The organism is Sanguibacter gelidistatuariae (assembly GCF_900096585.1).
Lineage (GTDB): Bacteria > Actinomycetota > Actinomycetes > Actinomycetales > Cellulomonadaceae > Sanguibacter > Sanguibacter gelidistatuariae.
On record NZ_FMYH01000002.1, the window covers coordinates 392834 to 410300 of the forward strand.

The 17467-nt window shown below is 68.1% G+C and carries 14 protein-coding genes; 2 read left to right on the forward strand and 12 right to left on the reverse strand.

What is annotated here, in order from left to right; all coding sequences use genetic code 11:
- Positions 1–54: 54 nt before the first annotated feature.
- The 5 genes from BLQ50_RS06635 to BLQ50_RS06655 all read right to left on the reverse strand — a co-directional run bounded on the left by BLQ50_RS06635 (position 55) and on the right by BLQ50_RS06655 (position 8166).
- Positions 55–750, reverse strand: coding sequence for a response regulator (locus BLQ50_RS06635; RefSeq protein ID WP_093182238.1), 696 nt, complete (start codon positions 748–750; stop codon positions 55–57).
- On the reverse strand, positions 747–2147 hold the full coding sequence (locus BLQ50_RS06640) for a sensor histidine kinase (RefSeq protein WP_093182239.1): 1401 nt from the start codon (positions 2145–2147) through the stop codon (positions 747–749). The genes BLQ50_RS06635 and BLQ50_RS06640 overlap by 4 nt, the downstream gene beginning before the upstream one ends.
- Positions 2148–2267: 120 nt before the next feature.
- Positions 2268–3515, reverse strand: coding sequence for an acetate kinase (locus tag BLQ50_RS06645; protein ID WP_093182241.1), 1248 nt, complete (start codon positions 3513–3515; stop codon positions 2268–2270).
- Positions 3512–5656, reverse strand: a complete 2145-nt coding sequence (pta, locus tag BLQ50_RS06650; protein WP_093182243.1) for a phosphate acetyltransferase — start codon at positions 5654–5656, stop codon at positions 3512–3514. Before pta ends, BLQ50_RS06645 begins: the two co-directional genes overlap by 4 nt.
- The gene (locus BLQ50_RS06655) at positions 5653–8166 is read right to left on the reverse strand and encodes a phosphoketolase family protein (protein WP_425424079.1); all 2514 of its coding nucleotides are present in this window, start codon (positions 8164–8166) and stop codon (positions 5653–5655) included. The genes pta and BLQ50_RS06655 overlap by 4 nt, the downstream gene beginning before the upstream one ends.
- 192 nt (positions 8167–8358) lie before the next feature.
- Between BLQ50_RS06655 and BLQ50_RS06660 the strand changes: the two genes are divergently transcribed.
- On the forward strand, positions 8359–9279 hold the full coding sequence (locus tag BLQ50_RS06660; protein ID WP_245700934.1) for an SURF1 family protein: 921 nt from the start codon (positions 8359–8361) through the stop codon (positions 9277–9279).
- A 7-nt stretch (positions 9280–9286) separates the two neighbouring features.
- On the opposite strand, the gene BLQ50_RS06665 is transcribed toward BLQ50_RS06660, so the two are convergent.
- Both BLQ50_RS06665 and BLQ50_RS06670 read right to left on the reverse strand, forming a co-directional pair.
- On the reverse strand, positions 9287–9979 hold the full coding sequence (locus BLQ50_RS06665) for a YceI family protein (RefSeq protein WP_093182245.1): 693 nt from the start codon (positions 9977–9979) through the stop codon (positions 9287–9289).
- A gap of 127 nt (positions 9980–10106) precedes the next feature.
- The gene (locus tag BLQ50_RS06670; RefSeq protein WP_093182247.1) at positions 10107–10385 is read right to left on the reverse strand and encodes a hypothetical protein; all 279 of its coding nucleotides are present in this window, start codon (positions 10383–10385) and stop codon (positions 10107–10109) included.
- 219 nt (positions 10386–10604) lie between these two features.
- Here BLQ50_RS06670 and BLQ50_RS06675 point away from each other — a divergent pair, with 219 nt between their 5' ends.
- The gene (locus BLQ50_RS06675; RefSeq protein WP_139185759.1) at positions 10605–11687 is read left to right on the forward strand and encodes a GntR family transcriptional regulator; all 1083 of its coding nucleotides are present in this window, start codon (positions 10605–10607) and stop codon (positions 11685–11687) included.
- A 31-nt stretch (positions 11688–11718) separates the two neighbouring features.
- Here the strand turns inward: BLQ50_RS06675 and BLQ50_RS06680 are convergent, their stop codons facing one another.
- The 5 genes from BLQ50_RS06680 to BLQ50_RS06700 form a co-directional block, all read right to left on the reverse strand.
- The gene (locus BLQ50_RS06680) at positions 11719–12759 is read right to left on the reverse strand and encodes a glycoside hydrolase family 76 protein (RefSeq protein WP_093182250.1); all 1041 of its coding nucleotides are present in this window, start codon (positions 12757–12759) and stop codon (positions 11719–11721) included.
- Between the two features lie 110 nt (positions 12760–12869).
- Positions 12870–14132: an ABC transporter substrate-binding protein gene (locus BLQ50_RS06685; RefSeq protein WP_093182252.1), complete on the reverse strand. Its 1263-nt coding sequence runs from the start codon at positions 14130–14132 to the stop codon at positions 12870–12872.
- Between the two features lie 40 nt (positions 14133–14172).
- A complete protein-coding gene (locus tag BLQ50_RS06690; protein WP_093182621.1) occupies positions 14173–15048 on the reverse strand; it encodes a carbohydrate ABC transporter permease in 876 nt (291 codons plus the stop codon).
- Positions 15049–15058: 10 nt separating this feature from the next.
- Positions 15059–15994: a carbohydrate ABC transporter permease gene (locus tag BLQ50_RS06695; RefSeq protein WP_093182253.1), complete on the reverse strand. Its 936-nt coding sequence runs from the start codon at positions 15992–15994 to the stop codon at positions 15059–15061.
- A complete protein-coding gene (locus BLQ50_RS06700) occupies positions 15991–17292 on the reverse strand; it encodes a glycoside hydrolase family 125 protein (protein WP_425424083.1) in 1302 nt (433 codons plus the stop codon). The genes BLQ50_RS06695 and BLQ50_RS06700 overlap by 4 nt, the downstream gene beginning before the upstream one ends.
- Positions 17293–17467: the final 175 nt, after the last annotated feature.

Below are 17467 nucleotides of genomic sequence, written 5' to 3' on the forward strand. Positions count from 1 at the left end.
CGGCTGGGGGGAGGGTGCCGCCTCCCCCGCGCGGGGGAGGCGGGCGTATGCGGCTTACCCGCGGGGGTGGAGTCCGTTGCGGTAGGCGTAGATCACGGCCTGGACGCGGTCGCGGGAGGCTGTCTTTGCGAGGATGTTGGAGACGTGCGTCTTGACGGTCGCCTCGCCGAGGAAGAGCCGCGCGGCGATCTCGGCGTTGGAGAGGCCATCGGCGAGCAGCTCAAGCACCTCGAGCTCGCGGGGGGTCAGGCGTGGGGCGACCGCCCGCGCGATCGCTGGCGTGGCCGGCGACGCGGCGACCAGGTCCTGTGACGCACCGGGGGAGGCCTGCGTGAGCCGGGCGATGACCTTGAGCGTCGCCTCGGGGGCGAGCAGCGCATGGCCGTCGGCCACCGCGCGCACGGCCTCGACGAGGTCGCTCGGGTCGGCATTCTTGAGCAGGAAGCCGCTCGCTCCGGCCGCGAGACCGTCGAAGAGGTAGTCATCGCGGTCGAAGGTCGTCAAGATGATGACCTTGGCCAAGCCCGCGGCGACGATCTCCCGGGTGGCCGCGATGCCGTCCAGGACGGGCATCTGCACGTCCATGAGCACGACGTCGGCGGGGTGCTCCGCGAGGACGGCGAGGGCGGCCCGGCCGTCGGCGGCCTGACCGACCACCTCGATGTCGTCCTCGACCGAGAGCACCATGGCGAATCCCGAGCGGACGAGGGCGTGGTCGTCGACGAGCAGGACCCGGATGGCGGTGGTCATGAGGAGAGGCTCCCTTGGGTGGAGTCGAGCGGGGCGGCATCGATCGGGCTGAGGGGCAGCCGGACCCGCACCCGCCAGCCGGCGCCGGTCCGGCGCGGGCCGACCTCCGCCTCGCCGCGGTGCAGCAGGACCCGCTCGCGGATGCCCCGCAGACCGTATCCGGACCCGGCGGACCCGGCGCGGGGCTGCCCATCGTCGACGACCTCGACCTCGACCCAGCGTGGGCCGGTCTCGGGGGCGCCCGTGCGCACCGTGACCCGGGCGCGGGCCGCAGTCGAGTGCCTGGCGGCGTTGGCCAGCGACTCCTGCACGGTCCGGAAGAGGGACAGTGCGACCGGGCTCGGAACCGTGGCCAGGCTGCCGGCGTCCTCGACGACGGTGAGATCCACCTCGAGCCCGGAGTCGCGGTGCACTGCGATCAGGTCGCCCAGCTCCGCGAGCCCCGGCTCGGGGGCGCGACTGCGTCCGCTGGCACGCTCGGTGTCGGTCTCGGTGCGCAGCACGCCGAGCAGCGACCGCATGTCGCTCACGGCCTGCCGGCTCGATCCCTCGATGTTCCGCAGCGCCTCGGAGGCGGCCTCGGGGTCGCGGGTGAGCACCGTGCGGGCCGCGCCCGCCTGCACACCGATGACGGACACGTGGTGGGCGACGACGTCGTGCAGCTCGCGGGCGATGCGCAGGCGCTCGTCGACGACGGCGCGGCGGGCGAGCTCGTCGCCCTGCGCGCGGATGCGCTCGGCCTGCTGGCTCAGCCGGGCGCGCTGCAGGGCGCTGCGCCACGAGGCCCGTCCGGCGGCGATGGCGCCGCCGAAGTAGGCGAAGTTGATGAGCGAGGTGTAGACGACCGCCGCGACGAGCGGGGAGACCAAGCCGTCGGGGTCCACCTCCGGCCGGATGGTAGCCCCGTAGCCCGAGACCAGCGTGAACGTGATGACGAGCCAGAGGGTCATGGTGAGGATCACGAGCCCCATGGCGATCCACAGGGCCCGCCGGTTGCGGGCCCACGCGACGGCGGCGTAGAGCGCCGCGAAGTAGGCGATCTGGAACGCGATCTCGTACGCGGCCGACGGCGCCGCATAGCTGAGAGAGAGGAACAGCCCGCTCGAGACCACGAGGACGGTCAGCGGGAAGCGCCGGCGCACCGCGAGCGGGGCGATCATGAGGCAGAGCGCGCCATAGGCGTCCCAGGGGCCTTCGGCGTCGGGCATCCCCTGGACGCTCCGGGACATCACGAGGGTGACCAGCGCGACCACCATGAGCGTGAGCGCGCCGTAGACGTCGTGGCGCATCTGTCGCGGCGTCGGCGACGGTCGTTCCCACAGCGGTTCGTCGACGTCGTTGAGCCACGCATTGAGCCGTTCCGGGAGTTTCACGCGGGTGGTCGTCGGGTCGGCCATGGCTGGCACACTACGCCATCGCCCAGTACGCCATGGCCGACGACGCGATAGCAGCGAGGACCCCCGCTGCAGGTGCGCGGCGGGGGTCCTCGGAGTGGTGGCGGTCAGCCGTTGATCAGCTCAGGCGTCGATCATCGCCACGCACTGGCGGGCGATGGCCAGCTCCTCGTTCGTGGGCACGACCATGACGAGCGTCGAGGTCCAGTCGGGGGAGATGATGCGGGGTTCGCGGGAGCGCTCGTTGTTGCGGGCCGGGTCGATCGCGATGCCCAGGCTCTCCAGGCCGGCCACGGTGAGGCTGCGGACGATGTCGTCGTTCTCCCCGGCCCCGGCGGTGAAGACGATGACGTCGACGCGTCCCAGGATCGCGTGGTAGGCGCCGATGTACTTCTTCAACCGGTGGATGTAGACGTCCAGGGCCAGCTTGGCGCCCTCGTTCCCGGCCTCGATGAGGTCGTGCAGACCGCGGAAGTCGTTGTCCCCGGCGAGGCCCTTGAGGCCCGACTTCTTGTTCAGCACGTCGTCGATCTCGTCGATCGAGAGTCCGGCGTTGCGGTGCAGGTGGAAGATGATCGCGGGGTCGATGTCCCCGGACCGGGTGCCCATGACGAGGCCTTCGAGGGGGGTGAGGCCCATCGAGGTCTCGACCGCGACGCCGCCGCGGATCGCCGACGCGGACGCGCCGTTGCCCAGGTGCAGCACGATCTGGTTAAGGTCCTCGAGCTTGCGGCCCAGCACCCGGGAGACCTTGCCCGAGACGTACTGGTGGCTCGTGCCGTGGAAGCCGTACCGGCGGATACCGTGCTCCTTGGCCAGCTCGGCGTCGATCGCGTACGTGTACGCGGCCTCGGGCAGGGTCTGGAAGAACGCGGTGTCGAAGATCGCCACGTGCGGGATGTCTGGCAGCAGCGCCCGGGCGACCTCGATGCCGCGCACGTGCCCCGGGTTGTGCAGGGGGGCGAGCGGGATGAGGGACCGGATGTCTTCGACGACCTGGTCGTCGATGATCACCGGCCCGGAGAACTTGCTGCCGCCCTGGACCACCCGGTGACCGACGGCCACGACGTCGGCCGCGGCGAGGTCGGGCCCGAGCTCGTTGAAGAGGTCGAGCACGATCCGCAGCGCCGTGCCGTGGTCGGGGACGTCCTGCACCCGCCGGGTCGTGTTGCCGGCGAACTTGTGGGTGATCTTGCCGTCGTCCTCGCCGATCCGCTCGATCAGGCCGGAGGCGATGGCCTCGCCGCCGATCGGGTTGACGAGCTGGTACTTGACCGAGGAGGACCCGGAGTTGATGACCAGGACGGTTTCGGAGGCCCCGTGGGCACTGAAGGAGCTGAGGCGGTCGCCGGTACCTGTCGACGGGTTCATGCGGTGTGAGCTCCTTCGGTTGCGCGTGCCTTCTCGGCCGAGAGCGCTTGGGCTTGGATGGCGGTGATCGCCACGGTGTTGACGATGTCTTGCACGAGCGCCCCGCGGGAGAGGTCGTTGACGGGCATCCGCAGGCCCTGCAGGATCGGCCCGACGGCGACCGCCCCGGCGGACCGCTGGACAGCCTTGTACGTGTTGTTCCCCGTGTTGAGGTCGGGGAAGACGAACACGGTGGCCCGCCCGGCGACGGCCGAGTCGGGCATCTTGGAGGCCGCGACCGAGGCGTCGACCGCGGCGTCGTACTGGATGGGGCCCTCGACGTAGAGGTCCGGGCGGCGCTCGCGGACCAGCGCCGTGGCGGCGCGGACCTTGTCGACTCCGGCCCCGCTCCCGGACTCACCGGTCGAGTAGCTGAGCATGGCGATCCGCGGCTCGACGCCGAACTGCACGGCGGTGGCCGCCGACGAGATCGCGATGTCGGCGAGCTGCTCGGCGGTCGGGTCGGGGTTGACGGCGCAGTCGCCGTAGACCAGGACCCGGTCTTCGAGGCACATGACGAACACCGAGGACACGACGGACACCCCGGGCACGGTCTTGATGATCTCGAAGGCGGGGCGGATCGTGTGCGCGGTCGTGTGCGCGGCGCCGGAGACCATGCCGTCGGCGAGGCCGAGCTGGACCATCATCGTGCCGAAGTAGGACACCGAGGAGACGATCTCCCGGGCCCGGTCCACGGTCATGCCCTTGTGGGCGCGCATGACGGTGTACTCCTGGGCGAAGCGCTCGTGCAGCTCGCCGCTGCGCGGGTCGATGACCCTCGCCTCGGAGATGTCCAGCCCGAGCTCGACGGCGCGGGCCCGGATGGACTCCTCGTCGCCGAGGATCGTCAGGTCGGCCACCTGGCGCTGCAGCAGGGTCGAGGCGGCCCGCAGGATGCGGTCCTCGGTGCCCTCGGGCAGCACGATGTGCTTGCGGTCGGCCCGCGCCCGGGCCAGCAGCTCGTACTCGAACATCAGCGGGGTGACCACCTCGGGACGTTCGACGTCGAGGCTCGCCAGCAGGGCCGCGCCGTCGACGTTCTGCTCGAAGAGCGCGAGTGCGATGTCGACCTTGCGCTGGGAGTCCTTGGACACCCGTCCCCGGGCCGACGCTGCGGCGCTCGCGGTGCGGAACGTGCCCAGGTCCGTCTGGATGATCGGCACGCTCGGGGCGAGGTCCTTGATGAGGGCGGTGACGGAGGCAGGCGGGTAGAACCCGCCGTTGAGGATGATCCCGGACAGCGACGGAAAGCTCTTCGCCGTCTGCGCGGTGAGCAGGCCGAGCAGCACCTCGGTGCGGTCACCGGGGGTGATGACCACGGCGCCGTCGGCCAGCTTGTCGAGCAGGTGCTCGAAGTTCATGGCGCCGACGAGGACGTCGAGCACCTCGCGGCCGAGCAGCTGGGGGTCGCCCATGATCTGGCGCCCGCCGACCGCTCGCATGAGCTGGTTGACGGTCGGGGCCGTGAGGAAGGGGTCTTCCGGCACGGTCCACACGGGGACAGCGGACTTGCCCTCGAACTCGGCGCGGACGGCTTCCAGGTCGGTGGGCAGGCACCGGTTCGCGACGACGCCGATCACCTGGGCGTGGTTGGCCTCGAGCTCGTTGATCGACACCTCGCACATCTGGTGGATGCCGGCCGGGGTGCGGCGGTTGCCGGAGACCACGAGGAGCACGGGCGCGCCGAGGTTCGCCGCGATCCGGGCGTTGTAGGCGAGCTCGGTCGGGCCGGCGACGTCGGTGTAGTCCGTGCCGACGATGACCACGACGTCGCACTGCCGGGAGACCTCGTGGTACTTTGTCACGATCTGTGACAGTGCGGCGTCGGGGTCGGCGTGCAGGTCGTCGTAGGTGACCCCGACGCACTGCTCGTACGTGAGGTCGACGCCGTCGTGCGCGAGCAGGAGCTCGACGACGTAGTCACGCTCGGGCGCCTGGCCGGCGGGCGCCGCGCCGGTGTGCCCGGTCCGGGTGACCGGGCGGAACACACCGACCCGCTGTACGCGACGAGTCAGCAGGTCGAGCACTCCGAGGGCGATCGTCGATTTCCCGGTCTCGCCCTCGGGGGACGTGATGAAGATGCTGCGAGCGGAAGAGCTCACTCGTTATCGCCTCCAGTGGCAGTGGTGGCCGACTGTGGGCCACCGATCGTTGTTGCAGTGTCGCCCGCGTCGGGCCAGACCCAGTCGCGCACCTCGGGGAGGTCCTCGCCGTGGGCACGGGTGTACTCCCGGGCCCGCAGCCGGGCGTCGGACATCTCCTGGCGGAGCACCGCAGCCTTGGAGCCCAGGTGCGGCACCCGGTCGATGACGTCCATGACCAGGTGGAACCGGTCGAGGTCGTTGAGCATGACCATGTCGAAGGGGGTGGTCGTGGTGCCCTCCTCCTTGTAACCGCGCACGTGGATGTTCGCGTGCCCGGCGCGGCGGTAGGTGAGGCGGTGGATGAGCCACGGGTAGCCGTGGTAGGCGAAGACGACCGGCTTGTCCGTCGTGAACAGGGTGTCGAAGTCACGGTCGGAGAGCCCGTGCGGGTGCTCCTTCTCGTCCTGCAGACGCATGAGGTCCACGACGTTGACGACCCGCACCTTGAGCTCGGGCAGGTGGCGGCGCAGCAGGTCGGCCGCAGCGAGCACCTCGAGCGTGGGCACGTCACCCGCGCAGCCGAGCACGACGTCGGGGTCCTCGCCCGGGACCTCGGTGCCGGCCCAGTCCCAGATCCCCAGACCACGGGTGCAGTGCGCGACGGCCTGCTCCATGGTGAGGAAGTTCGGCGCGGGCTGCTTGCCGGCAACGACGACGTTGACATAGTCGCGGCTGCGTAGGCAGTGGTCGTAGGTCGAGAGCAGGGTGTTGGCGTCCGGCGGCAGGTAGACCCGGACGACCTCGGCCTTCTTGTTCATCACGTGGTCGATGAAGCCGGGGTCCTGGTGGGAGAAGCCGTTGTGGTCCTGGCGCCACACGTGGCTCGAGAGCAGGTAGTTGAGCGAGGCGACGGGCCGGCGCCACGGGATCTCCCGGGTGACCTTGAGCCACTTCGCATGCTGGTTGAACATCGAGTCGACGATGTGGATGAACGCCTCGTAGCAGTTGAACAGGCCGTGGCGCCCGGTGAGCAGGTAGCCCTCGAGCCAGCCCTGACACTGGTGCTCGGAGAGCATCTCCATGACCCGGCCGGCCCGATCGAGGTGGTCGTCGAAGTCGGAGGCAAGGTACTCGGCGTTCCACTGCTTGTCCGTCACGTCGAAGACGGGCTGCAGCCGGTTGGAGGCGGTTTCGTCCGGCCCGAAGATCCGGAAGTTCTCCGGGTTGAGCCGCACGACCTCGGCGAGCCACTGGCCCAGGACCTTGGTCGCCTCGCTGATCGACCCGCCCGGGGTGGGGACGTCGACGGCGAAGTCACGGAAGTCAGGCAGGCGCAGGTCCTTGAGCAGCAGTCCACCGTTGGTGTGCGGGTTCGCGCTCATCCGCAGCTCACCGGCCGGGGTCAGCCGGGCGACGTCGGCGTCGAGGCGGCCCTCGGCGTCGAAGAGCTCATCGGCACGGTAGGACTCCAGCCAGCTCTTCAGCACCTGGAGGTGCTCGGGTGTGTCCCGGGCGCTCGCGAGCGGCACCTGGTGCGAGCGCCAGGAGTCCTCGGTCTTCTTGCCGTCGATCTCGGGCGGGCAGGTCCACCCCTTGGGGGTGCGGAAGACGATCATCGGCCACATGGGCCGAGTCAGGTCGCCGGCGGCCGCGCGGGCCTTGATCGCGGCGATGTCGTCGAGCACGTCGTCGAGCAGCGCGGCGAAGCGGGCGTGGACGGTGAGGTGGTCCTCGCCGTCGAAACCGCCGACGAAGAAATACGGCTTGTGGCCGTAGCCAACCATGAGAGAGCGGAGCTCTTCGTCCGAGATCCGCGCCAGCACGGTCGGGTTGGCGATCTTGTAGCCGTTGAGGTGGAGGATCGGCAGGACCACGCCGTCCTTGGCGGGGTTGACGAACTTGTTGGAGTGCCAGCTCGTGGCGAGCGGGCCGGTCTCGGCCTCGCCGTCCCCGACCACGGCGGCCACCAGCAGGTCGGGGTTGTCGAAGGCCGCGCCATAGGCGTGGGAGAGGGCGTAGCCGAGCTCGCCGCCCTCGTGGATCGACCCAGGGGTCTCGGGAGCGACGTGGCTGGGGATGCCGCCGGGGAAGGAGAACTGGCGGAACAGCCGGCGCAGGCCCTCGGAGTCCTGGGTGATGTCCGGGTACGTCTCGGTGTACGTGCCCTCGAGGTAGGAGTTCGCGACGAGGCCCGGCCCACCGTGCCCGGGGCCGGTCACGTACATCGCGGAGACCTCGCGCTCGCCGATCGCCCGGTTGAGGTGGGCGTAGAGGAAGTTGAGGCCCGGAGTCGTGCCCCAGTGGCCGAGCAGGCGGGGCTTGACGTCGTCGCGGGAGAGCTCGGTGCGCAGCAGCGGGTTGGACAGGAGGTAGATCTGGCCGATCGAGAGGTAGTTCGCGGCGCGCCACCACCCGTCGACCCGGCGCAGGGTGTCCTGGGTGAGCGGCCCATCGGGTCGGGTTCGCCAGGCAGGTGCGCCCGGTGGGGTGGCGAGAGTGTTGTCGTCAGCTGCTGCGGTGGTGCTCATCATGATCTCCTACCGGCGTTGTGGATGACGCTTTCATGTAACCGTATCCGGTGGAGGTTCGCACTAGGTCTTTGGTGCGAGGTGAGTGTGTTGCGGTGTGCTAGAGGGCGTGAGCGCGCTGGTGAGTTCCGTCACGACTCCCGGAGCTGCGGGGAAGCCGAGACGACCACAGACTCGGGGTAGCCTGAATCTGTGCCAGATCGAGTGACCGAGGAGCCCCGAGCGAGCGAGCTTTCCGGAGCCACGGAGGTTCCCGGAGAGACCGAACGGCCCGGCCGGGTGTCGATGCTCACGGTGGCCCGCCGGCCCCGGATGATCGTGCTGCTCCTCATCTTCCTCGCCGCGGCCGCGGTCTGCGCCCGGCTCGGCGTCTGGCAGCTCGACCGCGCTCAGGAGCGCGGCGAGCTGGCCGCCGCTCACGCGGCCGCCGAGCTTGCCAGCCAGGGGCCGGAGAGCCTCGGATCGATGCTCGAGCCGCAGACGACGTTCCCCGGTGACCTCGTGGGTCGCCAGGCCTGGGTCGAGGGGGAGTACGACCCCGCTGGGCAGCAGCTCGTCGCAGGCCGCGCCCACGACGGGCAGGAGGGCTTCCTCGTGCTCACCCCGATGCGCGTCTCCGACGACGGGACCGGCGGGGCCTCCTGGGCCGACCTGTCCGGCGCGCCGATCCTTCCCGTCGTGCGCGGGTGGGTTCCCGCAGACCCGTCGGGGCAGTCTGCCGCGCTGACGGCCGAGCAGCTCGCGCCGCCGCAGGGCACGGTCCGGCTCACCGGCTACCTGCAGGCCTCCGAGGCGAAGGGCTACGCCAAGCTCCCGGAGGGGCAGACCGACTCGATCAGCTCCGCGGCACTGGCGAACGTCTGGGGCGGGCCCATCTACGCCGGCTACCTCGTGGTCGTCTCCTCCGCCCCCGGCCAGGACGTGGCCCTCGCGCTGCTGGACCGCCCGAGCATCGAGGGCGGGGACGGGCTGAACCTGCAGAACCTGTTCTACGCGCTGCAGTGGTGGATCTTCGGTGCCTTTGCGGTCGCGCTGTGGCTGCGCACCGTTCGTGACGAGGCCCGGGGCAGCGACGAGACGGTCGACGTCAATCCGTTTGCTGCGCTCGACTGAGAAGCGCTCAGCGTCCGAGCTGGAGCAGCATCTCGACCGTCCCGGCATCCTCGACCTTGACGAACCCAAGGTTCGGGGCGTCGACGCCGTAGTCGGAGAAGGTCACCGGGATGGAGCCGCTGACCTCGACGCCGTCGGCCGTGGTCTGCGCGCTGAGCGCGACCGTGACCGACCGGGTCACGCCCGCGATGGTGAGGTCACCGGTGGCATCCACCGTGACCACCCCGCCGGTGATCGCGGAGATGTCGACCGGGCTAGTGAGCGCAAAGGTCGACGTCGGGTGCTCCGACGTCGACAGGATGTCCAGGAACTGCCGGTCGCGGCTGGAGTTGTCGGTCGCGACCGAGGTCATCGACACGGTGACGTCGGCCGCCACGAGCTCGGGCCCGGTGATCGTGACCGACCCGGTGACGTCCGTGGTGCGGCCCACGACCGTGACGTTCTGCCCGTTGAGCACCTCGGCGACGCGGTAGCCGGCCTGGGAGCCGTCGCTGATGGTCCAGGCTCCGGCGAGGGAGTCGAGGGTCACGGGGCCGGCGGGGGACGCGGCGTCGGCCGACGCCGTGGCCGTCGGGGTGCTCAGGGCGAGCTCGTCGGGGGCCTTGTTGTTCTCGATCCGGGCGTAGAGCGCCGTCCCGCCGACGACGGCGATGATCGCGACGACGACGACGGCGAGGGCGATGATCCACTTCTTCTGCATGGCCTGTCCTGACGCTCGAACGGTTGAAGGTCCAAGTAATTCAGACGAGTCTGTGAAATGTCTGGAACCGTCTCATGCTTCGATCTGTCTGCCCGGATCTGCCTGCCCGGATCCGTCCCACACCCGGTCAGGCGCGGGATCGGCGCCTTCCGGCCCAGGAGACGACCATCGCGACGACGACCAGCGTTACGAGCGCCAGCCAGGCCCAGATGATGGCCGAGCCGGGGACGAGCGCCGCGACCGCGACGCCGACCAGGGCCGCGAGCACCCACGCCAGGATCCGCCGGCCCAGGGGCCGTCGCGGGGCGTCGTCACCGATGTAGGCGTGCGGGTCGACGGGCCGCATGGGGCCAGGGCCGTGCGCGTCCGACGACGTGCCCACGACATGCTCCGCGAAGTCCCCCACGACTGCCTCCTGTGTCAGGCCTGCTGCCAGCTGTGCCACAGTCTGGCATGTTCGCCGTCGGCGACCGACGCCCCTCTCGCGGTGGGGCCGAGGACCGCTGTGGGGTGCTGGCACGTACTGAACCCCTCTGACCTGCAGACCCACCACCGACTCCGCTGCTAGTATCAATATACATTTTGATCGCTGGGGGATCTCGTGGGTCGCAAGCTCTATCAGCAGGTGTATGACTCGTTGCGCGCACGGATCGAGTCCGGGGCTATCCCGGTCGAGGGCAAGCTGCCCACGCAGGATGCGCTCGTCGTCGAGTTCGGTGTCTCCGCGATCACTGTCCGGCGAGCGCTCGACATGCTGCGCGACGACGGGCTGATCGTGCGCCGTCCGCGCATCGGATCCGTCGTGGTCTCCGACGTCGTCACGACGGACACGAGGTCGGGGCGCGAGCTGCCGTTGCTCGGCTGCCTGCTGACCAACTTTGACGACACCTTCGGCACCCATGTGCTCACCGGTGTGCTGGATGCGGCTGAAGGGCACGCCGAGGTGATCGTCAAGCGGTCCCTGGGCGGGCACACAGCTGAAGAGCACATGCTGGCGGAGCTCATCGACGCCGGATGCGCGGGCATCATGCTCCTCCCGTCGTCCTCCCTCGTGGTGCCCCCGGCGGTTCTGCAGCTCACGGCGGAGAGGTTCCCGCTGGTCATCCTCGATCGCATCTTCGACACGCTGCCGGTCTCGACCGTGTGCTCGGACAACTTCGCCGGTGCGCAGTCAGCGACCGAGTACCTCTTCTCCCTCGGGCACCGCAACCTTGGACTCATCCTTCCGCGGTCGACCGTCTCCACGATCGACGAGCGCCGGAACGGGTTCATCTACGCCCACGCGGCCCTGCACATGGCGTACCTGCCCGAGCACGAGTATCACGAGGTCAGGTCGGTCGTGCCCGGCGACATCGCCCCGATCGAGGAGGACATCAGCGGCCTCATCGACTTCCTTGAGGCGAACCCGCACCTGACCGGCTTCCTGGTCTCCGAGTACAAGGTGGCGCAGATGCTCGTCGAGGCGGGGCGCCAGATCGGGCGACGCTGCCCGGAGTCGCTCTCGGTCGTGTGCTTCGATCACCCCCCAGTCGGCTTCGAGCCGCAGAACTCCCACGTGACCCATGTCCGCCAGGACCAGGCGCGCATGGGGCGCACGGCTCTCGAGCAGGTCCTGCTCCAGGTTGCTGACCGAGGGGCCGTCGCCAAGCACGTCCTGCCCACGAGCCTTGTTGTGGGTGGCACGACTGCGGCCCCGACCGTCGGCTGACGTTCGGGGCTGCAGGTGGGACGTCTGGGGCTCAGCGTTCGGCGCGGGCCCTGACCTCAGTCGCCATGATGGCTGAGAGCATCGTCGAGTAGGGCATGGACACCGTCGGCGCAGCGTTCCAGTCGTTGCCCGGGAACAGCCATCCGTCCACAGGCGACGACGCCCACAGACGATCCGTCGACGTCTGGACGAACTCGCTCAGCGCGGGGACCGCACGGACGGCGAGCAGGGTCTGCAGGTAGCGGTAGTAGACGCCCTTGAACAGCCCTTCGTCGCCGTCCGTTCCTTCCTGGGTGAACACCCCGTCCGTCGTGAGCTCACGCACAGCCGTCAGTGCGGTGCGCTCCGCCGCATCCAGGAGAGACGCGTCCCCGGTTGCGGCCGCGAGCTCGACGCAGGCTCCGATGTAGAGGCCTTGGTTGTACGTGAAACGCCACTGCAGGTCGATCGCGTGATCCTCGGCGCGGTTGATGCCGTCCTCGACGAACCCATCTTTCGGATTCACCAGCGTCTGCGTCAGCCAGTCGAAAGACTGCTTACCGTAGGTGAGGAACTTGTCGTCTGCGGTGTCCACGAACAGCCGCGCGGAGAGGATGATGAACGGACCGTTGGCTGGGGCGTTCTTGTAGTACGGCTGTTGGGTGCGCCAGGACAGCGACGCTCCTTCGATGTCGTTCCACCCGTGGGCGACTGTGTGCTCCCAGACGGCCACTGCCTCGGCGTGGAACGTCTGGTCGCCGGTGGCTGCCGCCAACCGGTGCAGCGCGAGCGCGAACCACAGCATGTCGTCGAAGTAGTCGTTGAAGAGAGAGTCTTCGTTGCGCGCCAGGAGATTGCTGCGGATGGCGAGCGCCTGCTCGAGCCGGAGGGGGTCGCTCGTGCGCTCGAAGGCGTCCAGCCTGGCGTCGAGCGCGTGGGCCAGCCACCAATAGTTGAAGGTGTCGTTCGACCCGGGAGCGGCCGGGACCCAGTTCGTGAGGAACTGGGGCTCGGGTGCCCCGTAGAAGTGGTCGAGGCTGTCCTGGGCGAGGTCAGCGCGAGCTGACCAGTCGATCGGGGAGGGGGAGGTCATGGAGATCCTTGCTCGAGGTGGTGCAGGGGGTGGTCGTTCTCGCACCTGGTGGCCGGGTGGGCCCGGCCACCAGATGCGGAGGCGGACAGCACAGTCGCCGCCCGGATGTTCTAGCGGCCAGCAGCTGCCTTGCTCAGCAGGGCGTCGCCCTCGGACTGGGCGGTCGACAGGGCCGTCTCGGCTGACGACTCGCCCGAGAGGAACTTCTGCAGCTGGGGGATGAGCGCAAGTCCCTCGACGTCGCTGTAGCCCGCGACGATCGGACGAACCTTGGCAAACTCCATCGTGGCGATGAGCCCGCCGTAGTGCTCGTCGTCGACGAAGAACGAGTTGTTCGCGGCCTCGACGTTGGCGGGGATCCACCCGGCGATCTCGCCGAACTTCACGCCGTTCTCGGGCTGCGTCGACCACCAGGTCATGAAGTCCCACGCGCCGTCGACGTTCTTGGCGCCTTCGGGGATGATGAGCCCGAACCCGCCCATGCCGGCGCCCTTGTCGCCATTCGGTCCTGTCGGCGGCTCGACGACGCCGTAGTCGAGACCCTCGACCTTGTTGTACGTCGAGATGGCCCACGGCCCGTCGTACTTCATGGCGAGCTTGCCCTCGGCGAAGGGGTCTGTCCCGTCGCCGAACCCGAGCTTGTAGACCTTGTCCTGGTTGAGCAGCTGATCCCAGAACGTGAGGACGGACAGACCGGCGGGGGAGTTGAAGGCGGTCGTCGTGCCGTCCTCGCTCAGGAGGTCGCACCCGGCCTGGTAGCACCAGATGTTGAAGAGACCCGCGTCGTCGAGCGAGAAGCCGGCCTGTTTGAGCGAGCTGCCGTCCCAGACGGTCAGTGCGCTCGCGGTGGTCGCCAGTTCGTCCCAGGTGGTCGGGGGTGTCAGACCGGCCTCCTCGAACAGCGTCTTGTTGTAGAAGATGGAGCGGTTGTCCACGGTGAGCGGGAGCCCGAACAGCTTGTCGTCGTGGGTCATCTCGAGGACGGCCTGCTCATAGAACTGGCTCGTGTCGACCGAGTCCTTCGCGACGAGGTCAGTGAGGTCGTGCAAGACGCCCTTGCCCGCATACAGCGCGGTCTGATTGCGATCCCACAGCACGACGTCGGGGACGTCGCCGCCGGCCATCGCGGTGAGCAGCTTCTGCTCGACGATCTCCTGGGCCTGGTAGGTGACGTGGTACACGTCCTGTGACCCGTTGTAGAGGTCGATCATCTCCTGGGCCTGGCGCTGCTGGTCTCCGGACCAGGTGCCCCAGAAGGTCACTTCTTTGCCTTTGGACGGGCTGCTGTCCGGTGCGGCTGAGCTGCATGCGCTGAGGGCGAGCGTCGCGACAGCAACGCTGGCGCACACGGCGAGGAACTTGTTTCTCTTCATGGCCTATCTCCTTTGATGAGGTGTGATGAACGAGCGGGTCTTACTTGTTGCCGACGTGTGAAACTCCTTCGATGATGTAGCGCTGGCAGACAAGGAAGACGACAAGGACGGGGATCATCGAGATGACGGTTCCGGCCATGAGAGGGCCGTAGTCGGTCTCGTAGTCGTTCATGAACGACGCGAGCCCCACCTGGACGGTCATCATCTTGGGGTCACTGAGGACGATGAGCGGCCACATGAAGTTGTTCCATCCGGACTGGAACGTGAGGATCGCCAGGACAGCCATTCCGGGCTTGGCCAGCGGCAGGTAGATCCGCGTGAAGATACGGAACTCGGACGCGCCGTCCAGCCGTGCTGCCTCTGCGTAGGAGTCGGGGATGGTCTCGAAGAACTGCTTCATCATGAAGATCGCGAAGGCCCCGACTGCGCCGGGCAGGATGACAGCCATGTACGAGTTGATGAAGCCGGAGCCACCCTCTCCGAGTATCGAGTTCCCGCCGACGAGCGGGAACTTACGAAGCACGAGGAAGGTGGGGATCATCGTGACGATCGACGGCACCATCATCGAGGCGAGGAGCATGGCAAAGAATGCCTTTGCCCCCCGGAACTTCAGCTTGGCGAAGGCATAGCCCGCGAGAGAGCCGAGGAACACGTTGCAGACCACCCCGGCGAGGGCGAGGATCGTCGAGTTGAGGAAGTACCTGCCGAAGGGCACGCTCTGCCACACCGTGACGTAGTTGTCGAAGGTCCAGGTGCGTGGGAGGAAGTCCATGCCACCCGAGAGGATCTCCCCGGCTGGTTTGAAGGACGTCAGGAGTGTCCAGACGAGCGGCAGAACCGTGACCAGAGAGATGGCGATGACGGCTGCATACCACGCGACGTCGCCGAGGACGCGTCGTTTCATTGTCGTATTCATGGTCATCCCCTCAGTCCTGTGCCTTGTTGGTGATCCGGGCATTGACGAGGGAGAACACGATGATGATGAGGAACAGCACGAACGACATCGATGACGCGTACCCCATCCGCAGTCGGCCGAAGCCCTCGTTGTAGATGTAGTAGACGAGGGTCAAGGTCGAGTTGCCCGGGCCGCCCTTGGTCAGCACGAATGCCTGGTCAAACACTTGGAACGCGCCGATGATGAGCAGCGTCGTGACGAGGAACATGGTGCGCTGCAGCTGGGGGATCGTCACGTGCCAGAACCGTTGCAGCACGTTCGCTCCGTCGATGCGGGCTGCTTCCAGGAGGTCTCGGGAGATGCCTTGGAGCCCGCCGAGGAAGATCATCATGTTGGTTCCGAACGTGGCCCAGGCGCTCATGATTACGATGGCGACCATGGCCCATCGTGAGCTGTACAGCCATGCGGGGCCGTCGATGCCGATCCAGCCGAGAGCAATGTTGATGAGCCCGAAGTCGGGGTTGAGCAGCCAGTACCAGATGGTCGCGGCGGCGACGCTCGAGCACACGACCGGGATGTAGAAGAAGGTCCGGAAGAGCTTGACCGCGCGGATGCGGCGGTTGATGATCAGTGCGGTCCCGAGGGCGACCGTGAGGCCGAGCGGAACGAACAGGGCGGTGTAGATGGCCGTGTTCTTCAGGGACAACCAGAAGTAGGGGTCGTCGATGAGGGCGGCAAAGTTCGCCCCGCCGACCCAGGTGGTCGTTCCGATGACCGAGTAGTCGGTGAAGCTCATGACGAGGGCCATGACCACCGGGATGACCGCGAAGACAAGGAACAGCAGGAGCGGGACGGCGATGAACAGGTAGCCGTAGCGCTGCTGAAGCTTGAGGGAGGTGCCGCGCGCTCGGGTCGTGTGCCGGGAGGGGGAGTCCTCGGTCGGAGGCTTCGTGAGCGTCGCGGTCATCGTGCGTGTCCGGGACGCAGGAGAGCGGTCACGGGCTGACCGACCATGTCGAGGACAAGCTCGCAGAACATCGAGTTCGCCCAGGAGAACCACTTTCGGGTGAACTGGTTCGGGTCGTCGGCCAGGAAGGACTCGTGCATCATCCCGGTCCCGCCGTCTGTCTCGCGCAGCGTGGTGAGCATGCGGAGGCGCTCGTCGGGGTCGGTCGAGGTGATGCCCTGGACGCACAGGGCGATGGGCCAGATGTGCCCAGGGGGAGTGTGCGGACTCCCGATGCCTGAGGCATGGGTGCCTTCGACGAAGTACGGGTTCTCCGGGGAGAGCACCAGCTGCCGTGTGGCGCGATAGACCGGGTCGTCCGGGGGGCAGACGCCGAGCATCGGGAGCGAGAGGAGCGACGGGACGTTGGCGTCGTCCATGAGGAGGGTGTCACCCAGGCCGTTGACCTCGTAGGCGTAGACGGGCCCGAGCGTGGGGTGCTCGACGATCCCGTGCTGACGGATGGCCGTGCGGATCTGGGTCGAGAGGGCAAGCGCCCGACGGCTCAGGTCCGGGTCGGCGAAGGCGTGGGTCGCGAGCTCGGCGAGCTGGGCCAGGGACTGGGCGGCAAAGGCGTTGCCGGGAATGTTGAATCCGTAGGTGCAGGCGTCGTCGCTCGGGCGGAAGCCGCTCCAGGTGAGTCCGGTGGGGGCCGTGGGCGGCCCGAAGCCGTCGTGGGTGAGCGTGTCCGTCGGCGCGGGAGCATTCGGCCGGCGGAACTGGTACGGGGAGAGGACCTCGTGGTTCTGCTCGACGGCGATCGTGCGGACGATGGTCCGGGCGGCCTCGGCGAAACGGGGGGTGGCCCATGAGGTGTCGCCGGTCGCTCGCCAGAACATGTAGGCGAGCTGGAGGGGGTAGCTGAGCGAGTCGACCTCGTACTTGCGCTCCCAGACCCAGGGATTGAGGTCGGTCAGGTCGTCCTGGTGGCCACGGCCGTCAGCCGTGCGGTTGAAGGCGTTGGCGTAGGGGTCGCGGAGGATGAGCTCGGCCTGCCGGGCGATGAGGCCGCGGAGCATCCGGCGCAGCTCGGGGCTCGCGGCGGCGAACAGCAGGTAGGGCCGAATCTGCGTGACGGAGTCGCGCAACCACATGGCGGGGATGTCCCCGGTGATGATGAAGGTCGAGCTGTCGTCCAGCTCGCTCACCGTCGTCTCGAGAGTGTCGTCGAGGCAGGTGAGGAACATCTCAGTGATCGTTGCGTCCTTGAGTCCGTCTCTGACGGCGGCGGCAGCGGCATCCCTGAGGGAGGGGTCCATGAGTTTCACTCGGCACATCCTTGTGGTCGAAGCTTCCTCGCGAGTGAATTAATATACTTATTAATCTCAGCGAGATAGCCTGACCATAGATAGGAATTTCAAGGATTGCAAGCCCCCGTCCCTCAAGGGAATTCCGGAGTCCTCAAAACGGCAGTATTAGTATACAAAATACGCC